Origin of the sequence: Sphingorhabdus profundilacus, from assembly GCF_009769755.1 — a bacterium.
In the GTDB taxonomy this organism is placed as follows: domain Bacteria; phylum Pseudomonadota; class Alphaproteobacteria; order Sphingomonadales; family Sphingomonadaceae; genus Sphingorhabdus_B; species Sphingorhabdus_B profundilacus.
The window spans coordinates 1,266,995-1,289,030 of the sequence record NZ_SDWJ01000001.1; the positions used below are offsets into that span (position 1 = coordinate 1,266,995).

Below are 22,036 nucleotides of genomic sequence, written 5' to 3' on the forward strand. Positions count from 1 at the left end.
TTATCCTGCGTTTAACCAACAACCCGGCGACCAAAGCCGCCCATTGGTCTGGCGGTGGCAGCTTGCGGATTGGCCGCGGCGGCAGGGGCGCTGAATACAGTGCGGCGGAAATTCTTTTCCAGACGATCGGAAATATACGCCCAAAGCTGGATCACTTCTTGTGAGGAACGGCCATTGGGGTCGATTTCCATCACGGTGCGCCCGTCGATCATGGATGCTGCAAAATCTGTGCGGTGATGCAGGGTGATGGGTGCGACCGTGCCATGTTGCGAAAGCGCAACGGCGGCTTCGGATGTAATCTTGGCCTTGGGGGTCGCTGCGTTGACCACAAAGATCAAGGGCTTGCCAGCGCGTTCGCACAAATCAACCGTCGCCCCCACAGCACGCAGATCATGCGGACTTGGCCGGGTTGGCACGACGATCAGTTCCGACACTGAAATAACGCTTTGAATGGCCATGGTGATGGCAGGCGGGGTGTCAATGACAGCCAGTTTGAAACCCTGTTGCCGAAGAACCGCCAGATCCGCCGCGAGGCGTGCGACCGTGGTCTGTGCAAAAGCGGGAAGTTCAGCCTCACGTTCATTCCACCAATCGGCGAGGGAACCTTGCGGATCGATATCGATCAATACGACTGGTCCGGCACCGGCAAGTTGCGCCTGAACCGCCAAGTGGCCAGACAGCGTGGTTTTGCCCGACCCGCCCTTCTGTGATGCTAATGCGAGAACCCTCACATCATTCCCCTTTGTAAATGTTTCAAAAGGGGATGTGACAGAACAGGGCTAAAAATCCGTTAACGCTGCGGGGGATTTCAATGCGCTAAAATTGGCTGGCACCGCCTGACTCTTAAATTTTATAGCAACCAAGCCTGTTTTGCTTTGGATATTGCCCGCGATATTGGATATGGGACATATAAAGTCGAATTCGGAGGAAACCAATGAAGATAGGGTCGCACCTTTCAAAGTTTTTGATCACCGCCATGGCATGTTCCATCGCCGCAGCACCCGTTGCCGCTGACGTCAAGTCAGGCGTTGATGCATGGAGCCGTGGGGATTATGAAGCAGCCGTCAAAGAATGGCGTGAACCTGCCTTAAAGGGCGATCCCGACGCCCAGTTTAACATGGGGCAAGCCTATAAAACCGGACGCGGTGTCCAAACCGATCTGAACATTGCCCTGGAATGGTATAAAAAGGCCGCCGCGCAGGGTCATTTGAAAGCGACGGACAGTTACGGCCATCTCCTTCATTATCAAGGGAAAGTTGCTGAAGCTTTGCCTATTTTGCAAGCGTCTTCTGACCGGGGCGACCCGCGCGCGCGCTATTTGCTCGCAACGGAATTGTTCAACGGAACCCATATCGCCAAGGATTGGGTTAGCGCCTATGCGTTAATGTCGCTGGCTTCTTCGGCCGGAATGACACCCGCATCGGAAAGCCTTGCCCAAATGGACAAATATATTCCGTTGGAACAGCGGCAGGCAGCAAGCGTTCTGGCCGGAAATCTGGAACAGAGCGCAACCCGCAATGCGGCCCAGCAAGCCGATGCCTTTCCGATCAACACGCAACCACCTGTAAAAACAACCAAGCAGGTTGCCGTGCCGCCTGCGCCTCAACCACAACCAAAGCCAAAGCCTGTTCCTGTCAAAGCGGCACCCACCGTCGCAACCAATAGTGCAAGCCCGTGGCGTATTCAGCTCGGTGCCTTTGGCGAAGAAGCAAATGCGAAGAAACTATGGTCTTCGTTGAAAAGCGGCATGACCGAAATGGCCGCGCTTCAGCCTATCTATAAAAGCGCCGGAAATATAACGCGGTTGCAAGCCGGTCCTTTTGCCAGCAAATCGGCGGCGGACGCGATGTGCGCCAAGTTAAAAGCCGCTGGCAAGGCATGTCTGGTCGTTCCGGCCTAGGCCGTGCGTTCGCGGCATAAAGTCCTAATCGCAAAGGCGCTCGATTTCGCGTCCTAGCGTTCCGCGTGCAGCCTCATTTCCCGGCTGGACCATGAAATAATGGGTGCCTGACAGACTCGCTTTGTCCGAACAATAGGCCGTGCATCCATTTTCAACTACCCCGGGAAAGCGCAATTCTGTGCCGTCATAACGCGCGTCAAATGCACATTGCCCCTTGCCGGTAAAAACCAGATGGACATTCTCGCCTTTGACAGAAGCCGTCCCCACCGCTTCACATTTGCTTTCATCGCCAAAAACGGCCAAAAATCCGATGTCATATTGTCCCGAGCCATTGGACACCGCACAAAATTTATCCGTGCCCAATTCACTGCGGGTTTCATAACGACCGGCAAATTCCATATCTTTGGGGTCCGGTAATAGGCCCGCGTCGATCGCCTGCAAATCGAGCGCATTACCGGCACTTGAACCACCCTTGGGGCTGGTAGTTTCGGTTTTGCCGCAGGCGGACAGCAGCAGCGCCGCGATAGTTGCGATGACGAGTGGTCTTTTCAAATGCTTTCCAGTTTTCCGTTGACGATCCGCCGGTAGAAACAACTGCGCGCGCCTGTATGGCAGGTCGGACCTTCGGGTTTTGCGATGATCCATATGGCGTCCTGATCGCAGTCAACCCGCATTTCCACGATATGAAGAAAATGTCCGCTGGTTTCGCCCTTTTGCCACAATTGCTGACGGCTGCGGGAAAAAAAGACCACCGTCCCGCTTTCCTGACTTTTTGCCAGTGAATCGGCGTTCATATGCCCGACCATCAATAAAGTACCGTCGGTTGAATCGGTGACGACCGCCGTCAACAGTCCATCGCCATCAAATTTCGGATCGAGCGCCAAGCCTGTTTCACGTAAGTTGGTCATGAAAATGCGATTAAACCATGCAAAAAATCTGCGCCAACAATTTCTTTATGACACTATCACGACAAGGGGGAAGACAATCAGGCGAAGCATGCCTATATGCAGCCAGCGCAGCGCAGCGGGATTCGATAAAATGCTGACCACCGACCCTTTTGATGACGACAAACTTCGGGAGGAGTGCGGGATTTTCGGCGTCTATGACACCGAAGGCGCTTCCGCCATGGTGGCGCTCGGCCTCCATGCCCTTCAGCATCGCGGTCAGGAAGCGGCTGGTATCACCAGCTATGATGACCATGATTTTCATACCCACCGGGCAATGGGGCATGTTGCCGGAAATTTCGACCGTGAAGAAATTATCGGCGGATTGGTCGGGCGTTGCGCGATCGGTCATGTGCGATATTCGACGACCGGCGAAACTTCGCTTCGCAATGTGCAGCCGCTATATGCGGACCTTGCAACCGGCGGGTTCGCAATCGCGCATAATGGCAATATTTCCAATGCGATGGCAGTTCGCAAAGATCTGGTACGCCGTGGTTCGATATTCCAGTCAACGTCCGATACCGAAGTCATCATCCATCTCGTCGCAACATCAGGTTATCGAACATTACTCGACCGTTTGATCGACGCGTTGAAACGGGTTGAGGGCGCCTATTCGCTGATCTGCCTCACCACAGAAGGGATGATCGCCTGCCGCGACCCGCTGGGCATTCGCCCATTGGTTATGGGCAAGCTTGGCGATACGATTATTTTTGCGTCGGAAACCGTTGCGCTGGATATTGTTGGCGCAGAATATATCCGTTCCGTCGAACCGGGCGAACTGATCGTCGTCCGCAATGGCGAGATTCATTCACACAAACCCTTCATTCCGGTCGCCCAGCGCCCGTGCATATTTGAACATGTCTATTTTTCCCGCCCGGACTCGATTGTCGAAGGCATCAGCGTTTATTCGGTGCGTAAGGCCATTGGTGCCGAATTGGCGCGCGAAAACGGGATTGATGTCGATTATGTCATTCCTGTCCCCGATAGCGGAACACCCGCCGCCATCGGCTATGCCGAAGCGGCAGGCATCCCCTTTGAACTGGGGATCATCCGGTCGCATTATGTCGGTCGCACCTTCATTCAGCCCGGCGACGGCGTGCGCCATTTAGGTGTGAAGTTGAAGCATAATGCGAACAAGAATCTTGTCGCGGGCAAGAAAATTGTCCTCATTGACGATTCGATCGTGCGCGGCACGACGTCGCTGAAAATCGTGCAGATGATGCGCGAAGCAGGCGCCGCAGAGGTGCATATGCGGATCGCCAGCCCGCCCACGATGAACAGTTGCTTTTACGGCGTCGACACGCCCGAACGGTCCAAATTGCTCGCCAGCCGGATGGATGTCGAAGAAATGCGGAACTTTATTCAGGCCGACAGTTTGGCATTTCTGTCGATAGACGGACTGTATCGTGCCTTGGGTGAAGACGCGCGGAACAATGGCAAGCCGCAATATTGCGATGCATGTTTCACCGGCGATTATCCCACAAGCCTGACCGACCATGAAGAGGCAGAAGCTGGTGACCTCATCATGCTTGGCGAAAGAAAGCTTGCCTGATTCATGAGCGGTATTTTTGAAGACAAGGTCGCACTGGTGACCGGTGCCAGCCGGGGGATCGGTGCCGCAACGGCAAAGGCGCTGGCCGCGCAAGGCGCGCATGTGATCATCACGGCGCGTACCGCAAAAGATCTGGAAGCCGTTGAGGACGAAATTTTTGAAGCCGGTGGCAGCGCAACCATCGCACCGCTGGATCTAACCGACGGTGACAGCATCGCCCGCCTTGCCGCCGCAGTGACCGAGCGTTGGGGCAAGCTTGATCATCTGGTGCTCAATGCCGCGATGCTCGGAACTTTGGCCCCTGTGCCGGCCATTGACGGGGCGGAATTTGCCCGGCTGTTCACATTGAACGTCACTGCACAGCAGGTATTGATCGCATCTTTTGACGCCTTGCTTCGCAAGAGCGAGGCGGGACGCCTGATCGCCCTCACCTCGTCCGTAGGCGCAACACCGCGCGCATTTTGGGGCGCTTATGGCGCGTCCAAGGCTGCGCTAGAAACATTGGTACGCAGCTATGGCGAAGAGGTGAAGAATATCTCCGCCGTCCGCGTGGCTATTATCGACCCCGGCAAAACCCGCACCAAAATGCGTGCCGCCGCCTATCCCGGCGAGGACCCGTCCACCCTGAAGGAACCGTCGGTCGTTGCACATGCCATAGTGGATATGTTGCAGCATGCGTGTGAAACGGGCACACGCATCGCCGTCGACGGGTAATTCAACTCAGCCTTTCGTACCCGCAAAAGCCCCCAAGGCCCGCTCACGCGCCTGTTTATGCCCGATCAATTTGCGCGGATAGCCTTTTGGCCGGACCCCATGTTCTTCAGGGTCGTGGATATAAGGTTCGCCCAAATCGGATAGCTCAGGCACCCAATGCCGGATATAGTGCGCCGCATCGAATTTTTCGGACTGCGATAGCGGTGCCATGATGCGGACGAACATATTGCTGTCGACACCGGACCCCGCCGTCCATTGCCAGTTCACGGCGTTCGATCCATAGTCGGCATCGACAAGTGTGTCCCAAAACCACTTTTCCCCTGCCCGCCAATCAATGAGCAAATGCTTGATCAGAAAAGACGCAGCAATCATCCGCACGCGATTGTGCATCCAGCCTGTTGCCCACAACTGACGCATCCCTGCGTCGACAATGGGATATCCCGTCTGCCCTTTTGTCCAGGCGGTATAATCGGCCTTTACCGCCGGATCATCAAGGTCACGCCACGGCATCCGGTCAAAGGCGTCGCGCGCATTCCTGCCGCCATATTCGGGAAACTGGCAGATGACATTTTGGGCATAATCCCGCCACACCAGCTCTTTCAGAAAAACATCGACCGATCCGCCGGCCGCCATGGTGGCATGCCAGCAACTCGCGGCCGATATTTCGCCAAAATGCAGGTGCGGCGATAAAAAGGAAGAACCCGCAATAGAAGGCAGATTGCGCTTTTCGTCATAGAATTTCGCCTTGTCGGCAAAGGCTTCCAACCGCGCTTTTGCGCTCTGTTCGCCGGGCGTCCACAGCTGCTGCATGCCACCCGCCCAATCGGGTTTAACCGGAAGCAATCCCCAATCCGAAAGGGCATCGCTGGTGGGCCAATGGGCAAGCGCGGTCAGTTTTTCAGGCGCTGGTACAGGCTTGGCCGGGGGCATATGCTGCCACAATGCCCGCATGAACGGCGTGTAAATCTTATACTGCCCGCCGCTGCCTGTGGTGACACTGCCCGGGGGAAGCAGATAATTGCCATCATGGCATTCAAGGTCGCAACCTGCGGGCAACGCCTTTGCCAACGATTTTTCGGCATTTCGCCACCATGGTTCATAGTGTTTGATAAAATGGATTGCCGAAGCGCCCGTTTCTTTGGCAAGCAGAGATAATATATCATCGGACTTTCCGCGGCGCAAAATCAGGCGCGCGCCGATTGATTGCAAATCGGCGTCCAGCGATGCGAGACTGTGGTGCAACCACCAGCGCGATGCGCCGCCCATCTTGCGATGCCTGGGTGTTTCGTCGTCGAGGATATAGACGGGTATGACGGGCGCGCCGCTCGCAACCGCAGCCGCCAACGCCGGTTGATCGGCAAGGCGTAAATCGCGACGAAACCAAAGGATGACGGGCCGGGTCATTGTGCAGTGCGGGGCGCGGGTACCTCGACCCTGAAACGGTCTTGCACCATCGGATTGCCAAAACGCTGGTCGGTCAGGATTCGCACCTTGGACGATCCACGCTGTTCCTCGCGCAGTATCGGCATGCGTGACCAGAACAGATAGGCCTTGGCGTTTTTGTCCCGGGACATTTCAGCTAGGGCAGACACATCGGTCATGCGGTGCTGGCCAATTTTGGGATCGAGCATAACAGCATCGGGTGCCGAGAAGGTGCCTTGTCCGTAATGATTTGAATCACGCCACAGCATTTCTCGTTTCCAGAACTGCACAGGCACCGGATTAGCAACTACCATGGCAGGAACGATACCAAATTGGCTCTGCACAGCTTTGCCAGTCAGTTGCTCCGCCCGACCGGTGATCAATCCATTGGCGGCGATATATAGGAAAATGGCGAACATGCTCATAAGCGCGGGCATGCGCCAATTCGGCGTTCCGCGCCGTTCCCCCCGAAGCGACAGCCAAACGCCTGCAACCAAGGCGATCCACAACCAGATATCGATGATAAAAATCGTGTCGCCATAAAACCACTGGCTGGAAAAAGGTTCGAGCAAGCGGATGCCATAGCTGTTGAACCAGTCGAACAGCGGATGGCTTAGGCACCCGATATAGGCGAGCGCCAACAGCCATTTTGCATGGACGGGCAACCGCTTTTCCGGACGCGTGCCCCGCATGCTTTGCCAACGGTCAAACCATAGCATGATGCCCCAAAGCAACAGCGGCAGCAGCAACATGGCGACCGGACCATGGGTCAACCCGCGCCGAAGTGCCAAATGCTGGTCCCCGCCAAGCAGCACCGCGACCGCGTCGATATCGGGTATATTGGCAGCGATAATGAGGGTCGGCATCGCCAAACCGGTTTTGCGCTTCAATCCTGCCTGCCCCAGCAATGCGCCGACCAGGCTATGCGTAAGATTATCCATAACATTGTGCTGGCGCAGGTATCCACCGATTGCAATACGGCTTCATGTCGGCACCGGCGTCAGACTTCCGGATGCCCGTCTGCCACGGTCCAGGTCTGTCCCTTGGCCAGAAGCTTTCCAAGGTCGGCTGTCTTGCCAACGCTGGCGGAGGCATTTTGCGCGATGACCGCGTCGTTGAAGGTCGGACGCGGATCGTCATACAGGACGCCCAAGGCCATTGGAAATTCGCCAAAGGGCATTTCCACCAGCATATGCGCCACCGAACGGTTGGTCACATCATGAACGATGACGCCTGCCGATTGCCAGTCGCCGTCAACCACATCGACAACTTTCAGGTTCAGGGCCTCTGCGTCGAGCGCGATGCCCTTGGTGCCTTTGGCAAAGATCATCGGCTCGCCATTGTGCAACCACAGTTGATGGTCCTCCGCCCCCTTGGGCGCGGCAAAATCTTCGAACACATCCTTGTTATACACAATGCAGTTCTGGAAAATTTCGATGAAGGCCGCGCCGCGGTGGGCGTGGGCGGCTTTCAACACTTCGGGCAGATTCTTGGAGACGTCAAACCCGCGGGCAACAAATCGCGCGCCAGAGCCCAAGGCAAAAGCGCATGGTGTCGCAGGACGGTCGACGGAACCATAAGGCGTCGAGGGGCTTGTGGTCCCGACACGGCTCGTGGGCGAATATTGCCCCTTGGTCAGGCCGTAAATCTCGTTATTGAACAGCATGATCTGGCAGTCCAGATTGCGGCGCAGCAGGTGCATGGTGTGGTTGCCGCCGATGGACAGGGCATCGCCGTCACCAGTGATAATCCAGACGTCAAGGTCGGGATTGGCAAGCTTCACGCCCGTCGCTACGGCCGGTGCGCGGCCGTGGATTGTGTGGAATCCATAGGTTTCCATATAATAGGGAAATCGCGACGAACAGCCGATGCCGCTGATGAAAACGGTATTTTCGGGCGTGCTGCCCAATTCGGGCATCGTGCGCTGCACCGCCTTCAATATGGCATAGTCGCCGCAGCCGGGGCACCAGCGGACTTCCTGATCGGTTTCCCAATCCTTGGGGCTTGTCGCTTTGACAGGGGTCATGTCGTTCATGGGCGTTTCCTTAATGGGGCAGCAACGCGTGCGCGTCAGCCCAATGCACTCTCGATCGCGGCTTCGATTTCGGCGATGGTAAAAGGTTGTCCGGAGACCTTGTTGACCGGTTTGGCATCGACAAGAAACTGGTCGCGCAGCACCGTTTTCAACTGGCCCGTATTCATTTCCGGCACGATGACCTTGTCAAAACTCTTCAGCAACGCGCCCATATTCTTGGGCATTGGCCAGATATGACGGATATGGATATGGGCAACATCAACGCCCTCCGCGCGCTTGCGGCGGACCGCCTGCTTGATCGGCCCATAGGTCGAGCCCCAACCGACGACCGCCAGTTTAGCGCCTGCGCCGCCCTGTTCCACGATCTGGTCAGGGATGCTGTCCGCAACGCCGTTTACCTTTGCCGAACGGATGTCCGTCATCGCCTGATGGTTTGCTGGCCCATAATTGATATGGCCAGTATCGACTTCCTTTTCGATCCCGCCGATACGGTGGAGCAGACCCGGCGTACCGGGCTTGACCCAGGGCCGTTTCAGCTTGTGGTCGCGCGAATAAGGTTTAAAACCATCTTCCGGCGCACTTTCCAGAAACGCGACGGGGAACGGCGTATAGCTGTCCAGATCGGGCACCAGCCAGGGTTCCGCCGCATTGGCGATATACCCATCGGTCAGCAACATCACCGGGGTCATATATTCCACGGCAATCCGAACCGCTTCAACGGCGCAATCGAACGCATCGACGGGCGAGCGTGCGGCGATGACCGGCATTGGCGCGTCGCCATTGCGGCCATAGACCGCCTGATACAGGTCGGACTGTTCCGTCTTCGTAGGAAGACCGGTCGATGGCCCCCCGCGCTGGCTGTTGACGATAACCAACGGCAACTCGGTCATGATCGCAAGGCCCATCGCCTCACCTTTCAGCGCAATTCCTGGGCCGGACGAACTGGTCACACCCAACTGCCCGGCATAGCTTGCGCCGATAGCCGAACAGATCGCTGCAATCTCGTCCTCTGCCTGGAATGTGGTGATGCCATATTCCTTCAACCGGCTTAGATGGTGCAAGATCGCCGATGCAGGCGTAATCGGATACCCACCGAAAAACATTTTCAGACCAGCCAGCTGCGCGCCAGCGACCAGACCATAAGAAATCGACTCGGCACCGGTTACTGTTCGATACAGACCGGCAACCGCTGGCGCTGCATCGACATGATATTGCTTCAAAGGCCCCGCAAGCTCGGCGGTTTCGCCATAAGCATGCCCTGCATTCAGCGCGGCGACATTGGCGTCGGCCAGAACCTGGTTCTTGGCGAATTTTGCATTGAGCCAGTCGATAATCGGCTGACGGTCACGGTCGAACATCCACAGCGCCAGACCCAGCGTCCACATATTCTTGCAGCGCAAAGCATCCTTGTTACCCATGCCGAACGGTTTGACCGCCTCCAGAGTCAAGGCGCTGATGTCAAACGCCAACACCTGCCATTTGGCGAGGCTGCCATCTTCGAACGGGTTACTGCTATATTTGGCCTTATCTAGGTTCCGCTGATTAAACTCACCGGTGTCCGCGATAATCAGCCCGCCTTCGCGCAAGGCACCGACATTGGTTTTCAATGCCGCAGGGTTCATCGCAATCAACACATCAGGCTGATCGCCAGCTGTATCGATGGCCGACGATCCAAAATTGATCTGGAAAGCCGAAACGCCGAACAATGTCCCTATCGGTGCCCGGATTTCCGCCGGGAAATCGGGAAATGTCGCAAAGTCATTGCCTGCCAGAGCCGCAGACAGCGTGAACTGCCCGCCGGTCAATTGCATGCCGTCGCCGCTATCACCTGCAAAGCGCACGACAACCGCATCGCTATGGACAGGCGTATGCGCGCCTGTATGCTCTTCTTTGAATGCCGTAGCCATTCGTTCCAGCCCGTCTAAAATTGCTTGTCTATTGGCAGTTTGCCTAATCCCATTATGACGACACTGCAATGTTAGAAAATCTATGTACGGATATGCTAGACCTGTCTGGCACGGCACCGTATCACAGGTGGCAGAGGGAGAATAAGATGAGCGATACCAAACCCTATGTGCGGCCCGATGTCGCCCTGTTCCTGCAATTTCTGAATGCAGTGCCCGGTCCGAAATTTTGGGAAGTGCCAGCGGACGACGCACGGGCCATGACCGCGGCGATGCGCGACGTCGCCGACGCTCCTGTTGGCGAATTGGCGGTTATTCGCGATATTTCCATTCCAGGTCCGGCGGGCCCTATCCCTGCCCGCATATATAACAAGCGGGCGGACCGAAGCGCGGGACCGGTCATGGTCTTTTACCATGGCGGCGGCTTTGTCATCGGCAGTCTTTACACCTATGAACCCTATTGCGCCGAAGTTGCGCGTCTGCTCGATCTGCCGGTTATTTCCATTGACTACCGCCTGTCGCCCGAACACCCTTTCCCCGCCCCTGCCGAGGATTGTGAAACCGCGACCCGCTGGATTGCCAGCAGTCCGGCAGAATTGGGATTGACCGTAACCGGGCTTATTACATCGGGCGATAGCGCGGGGGGGAATTTGGCAATTGTGACAACGATGGCGCTGCGCGACAATCCCGCTGCTGTTCCGGTTCTTGTTCAGCATCCCATTTATCCGGTCGTCACGCTGGATGCCGACTGGCCGAGCATGCGGGAATTTGCGACTGGCTATTTGCTGACCGACGAAGCCATGGCATATTTCGGTGAAGGCCATGCGGCAACAGCCGGTGATTATCGCGCAGAGCCGCTCAACTTCGATCAGCGCGGCATGCCGCCCAGCCTTGTCACCACGGCCAGCCTTGATCCATTGCGGGACCAAGGCATTGCCTATGTTGAAAAGCTGAAGCAGGCCGGTGTCCGGGTCGAACATCGCAGCGCCGAAGGCACGATTCATGGCCATATCAACATCCGTCAGGCCATCCCTTCCACCCAGCAAGATGTGGAGGGCAATATTGATGCCTTGAAATCCATGCTCGCAGAGGTCATGGCCATCGCATGAACCCGAAATTAGACGATTTACCTTACCGCCCCTGTGCGGGAATCATGCTTGCCAATACCGAAGGAAAGGTCTTTGTCGGGCAACGCATCGATAAAGCCCCCGAAGGCGACGCCTGGCAAATGCCCCAAGGCGGCATAGATGATGGCGAGGACGCCGAACAGGCCGCATTGCGGGAACTGACCGAAGAAACCGGCATTTCGCCCGAACTTGTCGATGTCATCGCCCGCAGCCGGAACGAACATTTCTATGACTTACCCGATGAATTGCTGGGTAAAATCTGGAAAGGCAAATATCGCGGCCAGCGCCAATGGTGGTTCCTGATGCGTTTCAAAGGTACGGATAGCGAGATTGATATCCAAACCGACCACCCCGAATTTTCCCGCTGGCAATGGGTCACGCCGGACCGGCTGCCGCAATTGATCGTCCCGTTCAAGCGAAGGCTGTATGAAAGTCTGGTCACGGAATTTGGCGAATTGATCTGACGGATCGATATTTCCAACATATCGTCACCCTGAACCCCCAACTACCGTCACCCTGAACTTGGTTCAGGGTCCATCGTGCAGCGGTTCCCTTTGCGTGAGAAGAAACCCGACCGCGCGTCGCTGTTTGGCGAACAACAACACGGCAGGAACAACCTGACAAATAGACCCTGAACTCGTTTCAGGGTGACGGGCTTGGGGTGGGGTTATGTGTTGCGTTAACTTTCACCGAGGGAGGGTTCACGCAAAGGCGCGAGCCATCCCCTATACCCTTCAGCGCAGAGACGCGCAGCGACCGGGTGGTAGGCGTTAAAAATTATGGCTTTGATTCCGGTACGTCGCCAACGCTTGGCTTAATTTCGACGGCGCTGGCCTGCATTTGCGATTTTTCGCTGGCCTTTGTTGCGGCAATCGCCAGCTTGTCCACATCTGCACATTCGCTGCGGCACAGCATTTTCAGGCGCGCAATATTTTTCCGCGCCGGTTCGATCGCGCCTTTCGCAATCATGGCCTCGGCCTGGCCACCCAACGCCATTTGGTCATTGGGCTCTATTTCAAGCGCCTCTTTATAAAAGCGAATGGCTTTGCCATTCAAACCCTGTTTTCTGACTGCCCCGGCCATGGCGACATAGGCCGCACGATTGCGGGGATCGACGGCCAGTGCCGTTTCATACCATCCAATGGCATCCTCGACCTGACCGGCCTTCAGTGCATCATTGCCCGATTGGAGCAGCGCGATCGACTGAGGATCTATATCATCGTCGGCGCGGCCGCTGATACCAGCGCTCGAAATCATGGCAAGGGTCAGGGAAAGGGCAATAGCAGCCGGAGAAAAACGCATAATCAATATCCAAATTTGTTTAAGTTGCATCACTATCACGGCTTTGCCAGTTTCGCGAAGAAAAATCCATCGCTGCCGTCATGATAGGGCGTCACGATTATACCGTCGCCTTCCGGACGTCCGGCACCAACACCGGGTTCGACGGCGCGCCAGCCAATGTGCGACTTTAGAAAATTGGACACTTGGCCCCTGCCCTCATTCGCGATGATCGAGCAGACCGCATAAACCAAATGTCCGCCCGGCGCGACCATATGTGCGCCGATGTTCAACAGCTTTTCCTGTTCCCTCAACACGCGGTCAAGACGCACGGGATTAAGCCGCCACCGGGTTTCCGGGTTACGCCGCCACGTCCCGCTGCCCGAACAGGGCGCATCGATCAGCACAACATCGCAATGGCCTACCAAGTCGGAGAGCATGTCGATTTCCCGGCCCGGATTCAGTAACCGGGTTTCCACAATGGTCGCCCCTGCCCTGTTTGCCCTTGGCTTTAACTGGTCGAGCCGGTTCCGGTTCGTATCGCTGGCGATCAGATGGCCGTCATTCTTCATGGCCGCGGCCAACCCCAGCGTTTTGCCGCCTGCCCCCGCGCATAAATCGAGCACGGTCATGCCGGGCCGGACAGTGCAGGCATCGACGATAAGCTGACTGCCCAAGTCCTGAATTTCGACAAGACCATCGAGAAGCAATGGGTGATTTTCAACCTGATAGCCCGTTGGCAATCGTAACGCATGGGATGTTTGCACCAGCACGTCCGCATCGGGCAACTGGGCGGCTACATCCTCGCGGTTCGTTTTAAGCGCATTGGCCCGCAGGTCCAGCGGCGCCCGATCAAGCAATGCGGGCCGCTCATGCGTTTCGATCAGGTCGCTGAGATGCGGGATAATCCATAAAGGAAGCGGCCCGCCCCTGGCGCGGGGTTCATCGGCACCCATTGTTGCTGGACCATAGTCGCTTCCATCAAACAGATTGGCCAGTTCCACATCTTCTTCAGCCAGTGCAACAAAGGCAGATCGGGCGCTTTCGGGGCGTTCACCGAAACGTCGTATCGCCTGCCAGGCCAGCTCGCGCACGGCTCTTCGGTCCTTCGAACCTGCATATCGCCGCTGGGCAAAAAAGGCTTTCGCAAGCTGATCGGCCGACGCCCCACCCTCTTTCGCCGCGACCAGTATCGCGTCGAGCAACTCGATTGCCGATTGCAGACGTGCCGATGGCGTCATGGATTATCGCGTCGGATAATTGGGTGCTTCGCGCGTTATCGTCACGTCGTGCACATGGCTTTCACGCAAGCCTGCATTGGTGATGCGGACAAATTGCGCGCGCTGTTGCAAATCGGCAATGGTCCGCGAACCGGTATATCCCATCGCGGCTTTGACCCCACCGACCAGTTGATGAATGATATCGCGCGCGGGGCCTTTGAAAGGCACCTGCCCTTCAATACCTTCAGGCACCAGTTTTAGCTGGTCTTTGATATCCTGTTGGAAATACCGGTCCGCCGAACCGCGCGCCATTGCACCAACCGACCCCATGCCGCGATAGCTTTTATATGTTCGGCCCTGATAAAGAAATGTTTCGCCCGGCGCTTCTTCGGTACCTGCCAACAAAGACCCGACCATGACGGATGATGCGCCTGCCGCCAACGCCTTGGCAATGTCACCCGATGTCCGCAATCCACCATCGGCTATGACCGGTATGTTGGACTTGGCAGCTTCGGCGGCGCAATCCATAACCGCTGTAAGTTGCGGCACGCCCACGCCTGCAACGACGCGGGTGGTGCAAATCGACCCCGGTCCGATCCCGACTTTAATGCCATCGGCGCCGGCATCAATCAGGGCGCGGGTTGCCCCGGCGGTTGCGACATTGCCCGCAACGATTTGGATTTCGGGTGCCATTCTTTTGATTTCAGCGACTGCTGCGGCGACCATGGCGCTGTGTCCATGGGCCGTATCCACCACGATCAGGTCGCATTCCGCATCGATCAGGGCCTTGGTGTAGGCCAGGCCTTTTTCCCCCACGGTGGTGGCCGCAGCGACCCGCAACCGGCCCGAAAAATCCTTTGTGGCATTGGGATAAAGTACCGCTTTTTCTATGTCTTTGACCGTAATCAGGCCGATGCACCGATATCCATCATCCACGACAAGAAGCTTTTCGATCCGCCGATGATGCAGCAGGCGGCGCGCTTCTTCCTGCGTTACGCCCGACGATACCGTTGCCAGATCTTCATGGGTCATAAGCTCGGACACAGGTTGCAGGGGATTTTCGGCAAAGCGGACATCGCGGTTGGTCAATATTCCGGCAAGCTTGCCGCCTGCCTCCACCACCGGAATGCCCGATATGGCATTGGTCGCCATCAACGCCTGGGCTTCGGCAAGCGTGGCGTCGGGCGCGATTGTGATCGGGTTCACCACCATGCCGCTTTCAAAGCGCTTGACCTGCCGTACCGCGGCGCATTGTTCTTCGATGCTCAGATTGCGGTGCAACACGCCAATGCCGCCCAGCTGCGCCATCACGATCGCCATGCGGGCCTCGGTGACGGTGTCCATCGCGGATGACAAGATCGGGATGTTCAGCGAAATCGCGTTGGTCAGGCGGGTTTGTGTATCGGCCTGGCTGGGCAGCAGGTCGGACGGTCCGGGCTGTAACAGCACATCGTCAAAAGTAAGGCCGAGGGGAATTTCTTTCATGCTGCCACCGCTTCTTCATTCGCGTTATCGTTCGATTCGTGGCGGCCCATGTAAACAGTAAGCCTTTTATTCGCCAGCCTTCGTCGATTTATATTTTCGGGTATCGGCAAAATATTGCCCGAGCGCGATGTGCAGATCCGCATCTTCGGCGGCACCGCCCAGTTCGGTCTTGTCCGTCAGCTCGTCATTGGGGCCATGATAGTCGCTGCCCAGAAACTTCTGCATCAGGTCAAGATCGGCGAACGAACCACCGACCATCAACGCAGGCACACCCTTTTGCGCCAGCGCCCATCCGTCCTGCCGCTGGATAAAATCATTCGCGTCGGTCGAGCTTTCGATCGCCCGCCCCGTCTTTCGCGCCACCGCCTCCACCGTCGCATCCAGCGGGGTCGTCCCCCGGCCGATGATGGCAACTTTCGAATTGCGTTTCGCAATCGCGATCGTATCGATGTTGAGCGAAATGACGATATCCTCCAACGGGAAGACCGGTTTGTCCGCATAGGCATAGGCGCCCAAAAGGCCGCTTTCCTCAGCGGTGGTGGCGATAAAGTAGATATCGCGATCATGGCGTTTCCGGGCCAGCCGCTGCGCGACCTCGGTCAACACCGCAATGCCGCTCGCATTATCGACTGCGCCATTGCAAATCCGGTCGGTCGCATCTTCAGGGCCGCACAAGCCCAGATGGTCCCAATGCCCCATAAAAAGCACGGCCCCGCTGCCCTTTTTCCGGCCCGTCAGCTTGCCGATGACATTGGAGCTGTTAAAACGGTAGATATCCGTGCTGACATTGAAATCGGCATCCACGCCCAAGGCTTCGCCGGTATAATCAGCGCCCTTGGCGTGCGCCCGCAATTTGTCCCAGTCGCGTCCCGCCGCAGTGACCAGAGCAACTGCGAACTCTGTGCTCATCGCGCCTTCGAGCTCTGCCCGTTTCTCCCGGCTTTCCAAGCCTATCGGGCGCGACAAAAGCTGCCGCCGGAGTGTCGGCCAATTGCCCTGACTGTCGCCAACAAAAATGACAGCTTCCGCCCCGGCTGCAATCAACGCCTCGCGCCGCGCGCGCGGGGATTTCATTTTTGGCGGGGCATTGTCCGCTTCAAATAGCACCAGCGCAAGCTTTCCTGCGACATCGGCGGCAACACCGCCATCCGCCGTAACCCCGATGCCGACAAAAACCACCGGCAAGCCGGTTTTGGCATATTGGGCGTCTTTTCCGATCAAGATGATTTCGTCCGAAACAATCCGCAATTTTCGACCGCCGGAATGAAAAACAAAGGTCGCATCCCCCCGGCCACGCTGGATAAGGGGAACCGGTTCAAACCAGCCGTGGTCCGACGCGGCGGGTTTCAAGCCTGCTTTTGCCCATTGCTCCGCGATATATTTGACGGTCTTCGCCTCGCCCGGCGTACCGGGCTTGCGGCCTTCAAATTCATCACTTGCCAGCACGGCAATATGTTCGCGCAGCTCGATTTCGCTGACGCCCTTTGCCACCGCAGGCGCCGTCACCAAAAAGGTGAAGGTTGCAAAAACCGCTAATTTAAAAAGTCGCATTCCATTCCACTCCAGATAGAATGATTCAGCCGTCACCCATCGTATGCCGGGAACGTTCTATCGTTAATTTTGCCTCCTCTACATGCATCGATTCAATCATGCGACCCTTAAAACGCTGCGCCCCTCCCTGACTTGCGGCGACAAGTTCCAACGCTTCTGCAATTTCCGCTTCGCCGGGGCCAAAAGCTGCATTTGCGATGGCGATTTGGTTCGGGTGGATCACTGTTTTTCCGGTAAAACCAAATGTGGCCCCCTGTCGGCATTCAAAATCGAAGCCATCCATGTCATCAAGCCGGTTGCACACCCCATCAAAGCGCGGCTTGCCCGATGCCGATGCCGCAAGGACAATCATCTGTAGCGAAAGTTCCAACCCTTCCCGATGCGGCCCGGGACATATTCCTGTTTCCGCCGCGATATCGTTTGTTCCCGCGATCAAACCAGCCACAGCGGATTGGGCCGCGATCTCGCGGGCGGCATATAGCCCTTTTGGCGTTTCGATCATGGCCAGCACAGGCCGGTTAAACCCATTTACATCCGAAATATCCTCAACCTTGGGCAATATAAGCAGATTGGCGGCACAGCCCGCCAGCGCCGCCATATCCGCCTGGTGATCCGGACTATCGATACCATTTACCCTGATCGCCAAAAGCTTGCCACCTGCACCTGCCGCCACAAATGCTATCGCTGCTGCGCGCGCGCCTGCCTTGGCTTCTCCGGCAACAGAATCCTCAAGATCGATAATCAGCATGTCGGCATCCAGTCCCCGCGCTTTTTCAAGCGCACGGGCGTTTGATCCGGGTACGTACAGCGCCGAACGAACGAACCTTAACATGTTTGCGACATCCATAAGAGAAACTCCATATCCCGCTAAAGTCCAAAGCGGGTGGCGGGACGAAAATGACGATTATTCGCATGCCCGTTCCGATTTTCCTTGGCAAGTCGTCCCATATTTACGACAGGTATAGCGACGTCAAACGGAGGGGTTTTCTATGGAATATTTTTTCGGTCTGCTGGTGCTGATCGTCATCATTTTCGTGATGATGGGTGTCACCGTCGTTCAGCAGGGATTTGTATATACCATCGAAAGATTCGGTCGCTTCACCCATGCGGCACAACCTGGCCTGACGATCATCATACCCTTTTTTGACCGGGTCGGGCGAAAAGTGAATGTGATGGAACAGGTGCTGGACATTCCCGGGCAAGAAATCATCACCAAGGACAACGCCATGGTTGGCGTCGATGCGGTAGTGTTCTTTCAGGTGCTCGACGCCGCCAAGGCCGCCTATGAGGTCAGCGACCTATATGTCGCCATCATGCAGATTACGACGACCAATCTTCGCACCGTCATGGGCAGCATGGATCTTGATGAAACCTTGTCGAAACGCGACGATATCAACGGCCGCCTGTTGTCCGTAGTGGATCATGCGACCAGCCCGTGGGGCGTGAAAATTACGCGCGTAGAGGTCAAGGATATCCGTCCGCCCGCCGACATCAGCAATGCGATGGCGCGTCAAATGAAGGCAGAGCGTGAAAAGCGCGCACAAATTCTGGAAGCCGAAGGGATGCGTGCTGCTGAAATCTTGCGCGCAGAGGGTGAAAAACAGGGCGCGATCCTGCAGGCCGAAGGCCGCAAGGAAGCCGCCTTCCGCGACGCCGAAGCGCGCGAGCGCGAAGCAGAGGCCGAGGCCAAGGCAACGGTGATGGTTTCTGAATCCATTGCCTCTTCGGGAACACAGGCCCTGAATTACTTCATCGCCCAAAAATACACCGAAGCCATAAGCCAGTTTGCGACATCGCCCAACGCCAAAACAATCCTGTTCCCGGTTGAAGCAACGCAATTGATCGGGTCCCTTGGTGGAATTGGTGAATTGACCAAGTCCATGCTGGCCGATCAGGAAAAGAAATAACTGATCCCAAATGCCGGATAATCCGCCAAGCCTCATTCCTCCACATGCGGGCCTAAACATGCGGAAATGCCAAAATTCGGTCATGTTAAAACCGAACAGAAAAGGACAGCAAAATGGCCGAATGGCTCGATAGCATTTCGACACATTGGTTCTGGCTTTCGCTGGGCCTGATCCTCGGCGCAGCCGAAATGGTCGCACCGGGATTTTTCCTGATGTGGCTGGGCCTTGCTGCCATCATCGTCGGGGTTCTCGATTATTTCTTGCCAATCACCGTCGCCTATCAGGTCGCAATGTTTGCCACATTATCGGTGTTGACCGTTTTTGCCGGCAAGAAATTCCTCGCCGACAACCCGATTGAAACCGACGACCCGAATTTGAACAACCGGGGCGCGCGGCTGACCGGGGAAATTGTGTCGGTGGTTGAGGCGATTGCCGACGGCCAAGGGCGCGTCAAGGTTGGCGATACCGTCTGGGCGGCGCGCGGCACGGATGCAGACGTCGGCGCACGGGTCCGTGTAACAGGCGCGGACGGCGCGGTTTTGCTGGTGGAAAAAGTATAGGCGGCAAACCTCTCCTCTTTGCGGGACGAAACGGTTGGGGACAGTCCCCTTGCCCCCTGCACGAACCAATCCCCCATCCCCACACCGTCCCACTGAACACCCAATTACCGTCACCCTGAACTTGTTTCAGGGTGACGGATTCGATGGGAAGGGAACTAAAGTTCGGGATGAAGTCTATCTCCTCCGCGCTCTCCGCGCACTCCGCGTGAACCAAAAAACGCCGCGCTAGTGGGTTCACGCGGAGTGCGCGGAGAATTTAGCATAGCAGCTTCGCCTAAATGGCGGATAGTGGTGCGATATCGGGTGCGACAAAACCCCGCCGCGCCGGAACCGAAAACAGCAATTCTTTCGAATAGAAATGTAAAGCCAGATCGCGGCGGCCGCGCGGAGACAGCAGCAGAGTATTCACCGCCTCCCGCAATGGAGTTCCGTCGGGCGTTTCAGACAAATGCGCTTTTACACCCGCAATATAAACCTGCGTAATTGTTTCATGATAGCCTTGGTGATCGTCATTCACGCCACCTGCCGCTTCGTTATAACCCGAAATGATGGCCGCCATGTCCCGTTCCGGCGCGATATCGGCACGATCGCGTACTATCCATAGGCACGCGGCCAGATGTGCCTCATGCGTCCAAGCTTCGCGGGGCAGCGTGCGGGCAAGCAAGCCCTCGCCTATCGCAATGATTGCGGCATCATCTTGGAACAGGCGGACTTCAAATTCGGACATTTCCGGGCTTTCACTTGGGCCCGGAAATGTCCGGGCGATTACGCTGCTTTTGGTGCGGACTGCCTTACACCTTCATCGACATGATCGGCAAATTGCGCGAAATTATCAATGAATTGCTGGACCAGATTGCGGGCCGTTGCATCATAATCCGCTTTGTCAGCCCAGGCTTCGCGCGGATTGAGGATGGCGCTGTCGACGCCGGGAACCGCTACGGGGAATTCGAAACCGAAATTCGGATCCTTCTGGAATTCCGCATTGTTCAGGCTGCCGTCAAGCGCGGCATTCAACAGGGCGCGCGTTGCTTTGATGGGCATGCGGCTGATGCCGGGCATCGTCGCTTTGCCGCCGGTCCAGCCGGTGTTGACCAGCCAGCATTGCACGGCGCCCTTGGCAATCCGCTCTTTCAGAAGATTGCCATATATGCTGGGGTGACGCGGCATGAAGGGCGCGCCAAAACAGGTCGAAAAGGTTGCTTCGGGCTCGGTCACGCCGATTTCCGTACCCGCGACGCGTGCGGTGTAGCCTGACAGGAAATGGTACATCGCCTGTTCCGGTGTCAATTTCGCGATGGGAGGCAGGACGCCATAGGCATCGGCGGTCAGCATGATGATATTCTTGGGCACAGGGCCCATATTCTTTTCCGACGCATTCGGGATGAACTCGATCGGGTAAGACCCACGGCTGTTTTCGGCCAGGGTCGCATCGTCAAAGTCGAGTTCGCGCGTTTCGGGGTCCATGACAACATTTTCCAGCACGGTGCCGAAACGCTTTGTCGTCGCGAAGATTTCTGGCTCGGCTTCTTCGGACAGGCGGATCATCTTGGCGTAGCAGCCGCCTTCGAAATTGAATACGGCCGTGTCGGACCAGCCATGTTCATCATCGCCGATCAAAGTGCGGCTGGCATCAGCGGACAATGTCGTCTTGCCGGTACCTGATAGACCGAAAAACACCGCCGTATCGCCCTTTGGCCCGATATTGGCGGAACAGTGCATCGGCATGACACCCTTTACCGGCAACAAATAGTTGAGAATACCGAATACCGATTTTTTCATTTCGCCGGCATAGGCCGTGCCGCCAATCAGGATCAGCTTTTCGGTAAAATTGACCGCAATCACCGTTTCGCTGCGGCAGCCGTGGCGCGCAGGGTCAGCCCGGAAACTGGGCAGATCAATGATGGTATATTCGGGAATGAAGGTCGCCAATTCGGCATGTGTTGGCCGAACCAGCAATGTGCGGATGAACAGATTGTGCCAAGCCAGTTCATTGATGACGCGCACGTTGACGCGGTGTTCGGGTTGCGAGCCGCCAAAAAGATCGGCCACATACAGCTTTTCCTTGCCACCAAGAGCCGCAAGAAAATCTTCCTTCAGCGCAGCAAAATGGGCAGGATCCATCGCCACATTTGTCTTGCCCCACCAGATGCTCTGTTCCGTTTCGGCATCACGAACAATGAACTTGTCCTTGGCGGAACGGCCCGTGTGCGTGCCTGTTTTTACAACCAGCGGGCCATTTTTGGCCAAATGGCCCTCACCATTTTGAAGTGCGGCCTCCACCAGAGGGGCGGTGCCCAAGTTTGAAAGCACATTCGCAGTGGTTGCAATGCCTTGCTGTTCAAGTGAGATATTCAAAGCCACGGACATCACAAAACTCCCCAGTCGGAAAATAGCAGATCGCGAATCTAGGGCATACGTATGCACTAGATGTTGCGGC

General features: G+C 56.5%; 21 protein-coding genes. 7 read left to right on the forward strand and 14 right to left on the reverse strand.

Going from position 1 to position 22,036, the window contains the following annotated elements:
• Positions 1 to 11: 11 nt before the first annotated feature.
• The gene (locus tag EUU23_RS05865; RefSeq protein ID WP_160353117.1) at positions 12 to 731 is read right to left on the reverse strand and encodes an AAA family ATPase; all 720 of its coding nucleotides are present in this window, start codon (positions 729 to 731) and stop codon (positions 12 to 14) included.
• Between the two features lie 245 nt (positions 732 to 976).
• Between EUU23_RS05865 and EUU23_RS05870 the strand changes: the two genes are divergently transcribed.
• The gene (locus EUU23_RS05870) at positions 977 to 1,900 is read left to right on the forward strand and encodes an SPOR domain-containing protein (protein ID WP_160353118.1); all 924 of its coding nucleotides are present in this window, start codon (positions 977 to 979) and stop codon (positions 1,898 to 1,900) included.
• Positions 1,901 to 1,924: 24 nt separating this feature from the next.
• Here the strand turns inward: EUU23_RS05870 and EUU23_RS05875 are convergent, their stop codons facing one another.
• The gene (locus EUU23_RS05875) at positions 1,925 to 2,452 is read right to left on the reverse strand and encodes a hypothetical protein (RefSeq protein WP_160353119.1); all 528 of its coding nucleotides are present in this window, start codon (positions 2,450 to 2,452) and stop codon (positions 1,925 to 1,927) included.
• Positions 2,449 to 2,808: a phosphoribosyl-AMP cyclohydrolase gene (gene hisI, locus EUU23_RS05880; RefSeq protein WP_160353120.1), complete on the reverse strand. Its 360-nt coding sequence runs from the start codon at positions 2,806 to 2,808 to the stop codon at positions 2,449 to 2,451. Before hisI ends, EUU23_RS05875 begins: the two co-directional genes overlap by 4 nt.
• A 130-nt stretch (positions 2,809 to 2,938) precedes the next feature.
• On the opposite strand from hisI, the gene purF reads away from it, so the two are divergent.
• Both purF and EUU23_RS05890 read left to right on the forward strand, forming a co-directional pair.
• Positions 2,939 to 4,396: an amidophosphoribosyltransferase gene (purF, locus tag EUU23_RS05885; protein ID WP_160353121.1), complete on the forward strand. Its 1,458-nt coding sequence runs from the start codon at positions 2,939 to 2,941 to the stop codon at positions 4,394 to 4,396.
• A 3-nt stretch (positions 4,397 to 4,399) separates the two neighbouring features.
• Positions 4,400 to 5,110, forward strand: coding sequence for an SDR family NAD(P)-dependent oxidoreductase (locus tag EUU23_RS05890; RefSeq protein ID WP_160353122.1), 711 nt, complete (start codon positions 4,400 to 4,402; stop codon positions 5,108 to 5,110).
• A gap of 6 nt (positions 5,111 to 5,116) precedes the next feature.
• Here EUU23_RS05890 and EUU23_RS05895 read toward each other — a convergent pair whose 3' ends face one another.
• The 4 genes from EUU23_RS05895 to EUU23_RS05910 are packed head-to-tail and all read right to left on the reverse strand — an operon-like array spanning position 5,117 to position 10,474.
• Positions 5,117 to 6,514: a cryptochrome/photolyase family protein gene (locus EUU23_RS05895; protein WP_160353123.1), complete on the reverse strand. Its 1,398-nt coding sequence runs from the start codon at positions 6,512 to 6,514 to the stop codon at positions 5,117 to 5,119.
• Positions 6,511 to 7,473, reverse strand: a complete 963-nt coding sequence (locus EUU23_RS05900) for a metal-dependent hydrolase (protein ID WP_160353124.1) — start codon at positions 7,471 to 7,473, stop codon at positions 6,511 to 6,513. Before EUU23_RS05900 ends, EUU23_RS05895 begins: the two co-directional genes overlap by 4 nt.
• A 59-nt stretch (positions 7,474 to 7,532) precedes the next feature.
• Positions 7,533 to 8,567 carry a 2-oxoacid:ferredoxin oxidoreductase subunit beta gene (locus EUU23_RS05905; protein ID WP_160353125.1) on the reverse strand — a complete coding sequence of 345 codons (1,035 nt, stop codon included), beginning with the start codon at positions 8,565 to 8,567 and terminating at the stop codon, positions 7,533 to 7,535.
• Between the two features lie 35 nt (positions 8,568 to 8,602).
• Complete coding sequence (locus EUU23_RS05910; protein ID WP_160353126.1) at positions 8,603 to 10,474, reverse strand: 2-oxoacid:acceptor oxidoreductase subunit alpha; 1,872 nt, start codon at positions 10,472 to 10,474, stop codon at positions 8,603 to 8,605.
• Positions 10,475 to 10,620: 146 nt separating this feature from the next.
• Between EUU23_RS05910 and EUU23_RS05915 the strand changes: the two genes are divergently transcribed.
• Both EUU23_RS05915 and EUU23_RS05920 read left to right on the forward strand, forming a co-directional pair.
• Entirely contained in the window at positions 10,621 to 11,580 is a 960-nt protein-coding gene (locus tag EUU23_RS05915; RefSeq protein WP_160353127.1) for an alpha/beta hydrolase, read from the forward strand.
• Complete coding sequence (locus EUU23_RS05920) at positions 11,577 to 12,062, forward strand: RNA pyrophosphohydrolase (protein WP_160353128.1); 486 nt, start codon at positions 11,577 to 11,579, stop codon at positions 12,060 to 12,062. Before EUU23_RS05915 ends, EUU23_RS05920 begins: the two co-directional genes overlap by 4 nt.
• A gap of 313 nt (positions 12,063 to 12,375) precedes the next feature.
• On the opposite strand, the gene EUU23_RS05925 is transcribed toward EUU23_RS05920, so the two are convergent.
• The 5 genes from EUU23_RS05925 to EUU23_RS05945 all read right to left on the reverse strand — a co-directional run bounded on the left by EUU23_RS05925 (position 12,376) and on the right by EUU23_RS05945 (position 17,979).
• Entirely contained in the window at positions 12,376 to 12,900 is a 525-nt protein-coding gene (locus tag EUU23_RS05925; protein ID WP_218939509.1) for a tetratricopeptide repeat protein, read from the reverse strand.
• A gap of 35 nt (positions 12,901 to 12,935) precedes the next feature.
• Positions 12,936 to 14,117, reverse strand: coding sequence for an RsmB/NOP family class I SAM-dependent RNA methyltransferase (locus tag EUU23_RS05930; protein WP_160353129.1), 1,182 nt, complete (start codon positions 14,115 to 14,117; stop codon positions 12,936 to 12,938).
• Positions 14,118 to 14,120: 3 nt separating this feature from the next.
• Positions 14,121 to 15,581: an IMP dehydrogenase gene (gene guaB / locus EUU23_RS05935; RefSeq protein WP_160353130.1), complete on the reverse strand. Its 1,461-nt coding sequence runs from the start codon at positions 15,579 to 15,581 to the stop codon at positions 14,121 to 14,123.
• Positions 15,582 to 15,647: 66 nt separating this feature from the next.
• The gene (locus tag EUU23_RS05940; protein ID WP_160353131.1) at positions 15,648 to 17,132 is read right to left on the reverse strand and encodes a M28 family peptidase; all 1,485 of its coding nucleotides are present in this window, start codon (positions 17,130 to 17,132) and stop codon (positions 15,648 to 15,650) included.
• Positions 17,133 to 17,157: 25 nt separating this feature from the next.
• The gene (locus EUU23_RS05945; RefSeq protein ID WP_246156131.1) at positions 17,158 to 17,979 is read right to left on the reverse strand and encodes an HpcH/HpaI aldolase/citrate lyase family protein; all 822 of its coding nucleotides are present in this window, start codon (positions 17,977 to 17,979) and stop codon (positions 17,158 to 17,160) included.
• Positions 17,980 to 18,121: 142 nt separating this feature from the next.
• On the opposite strand from EUU23_RS05945, the gene EUU23_RS05950 reads away from it, so the two are divergent.
• Both EUU23_RS05950 and EUU23_RS05955 read left to right on the forward strand, forming a co-directional pair.
• Positions 18,122 to 19,039, forward strand: a complete 918-nt coding sequence (locus EUU23_RS05950) for an SPFH domain-containing protein (RefSeq protein WP_160353132.1) — start codon at positions 18,122 to 18,124, stop codon at positions 19,037 to 19,039.
• A 113-nt stretch (positions 19,040 to 19,152) separates the two neighbouring features.
• Positions 19,153 to 19,599, forward strand: a complete 447-nt coding sequence (locus EUU23_RS05955; RefSeq protein WP_160353133.1) for an NfeD family protein — start codon at positions 19,153 to 19,155, stop codon at positions 19,597 to 19,599.
• Positions 19,600 to 19,873: 274 nt separating this feature from the next.
• Here the strand turns inward: EUU23_RS05955 and EUU23_RS05960 are convergent, their stop codons facing one another.
• Both EUU23_RS05960 and EUU23_RS05965 read right to left on the reverse strand, forming a co-directional pair.
• Positions 19,874 to 20,326 (reverse strand): hypothetical protein, encoded by a 453-nt coding sequence (locus tag EUU23_RS05960; RefSeq protein WP_160353134.1) that lies wholly within the window; start codon positions 20,324 to 20,326, stop codon positions 19,874 to 19,876.
• Positions 20,327 to 20,364: 38 nt separating this feature from the next.
• The gene (locus EUU23_RS05965) at positions 20,365 to 21,966 is read right to left on the reverse strand and encodes a phosphoenolpyruvate carboxykinase (protein WP_160353135.1); all 1,602 of its coding nucleotides are present in this window, start codon (positions 21,964 to 21,966) and stop codon (positions 20,365 to 20,367) included.
• Positions 21,967 to 22,036 lie beyond the last annotated feature (70 nt).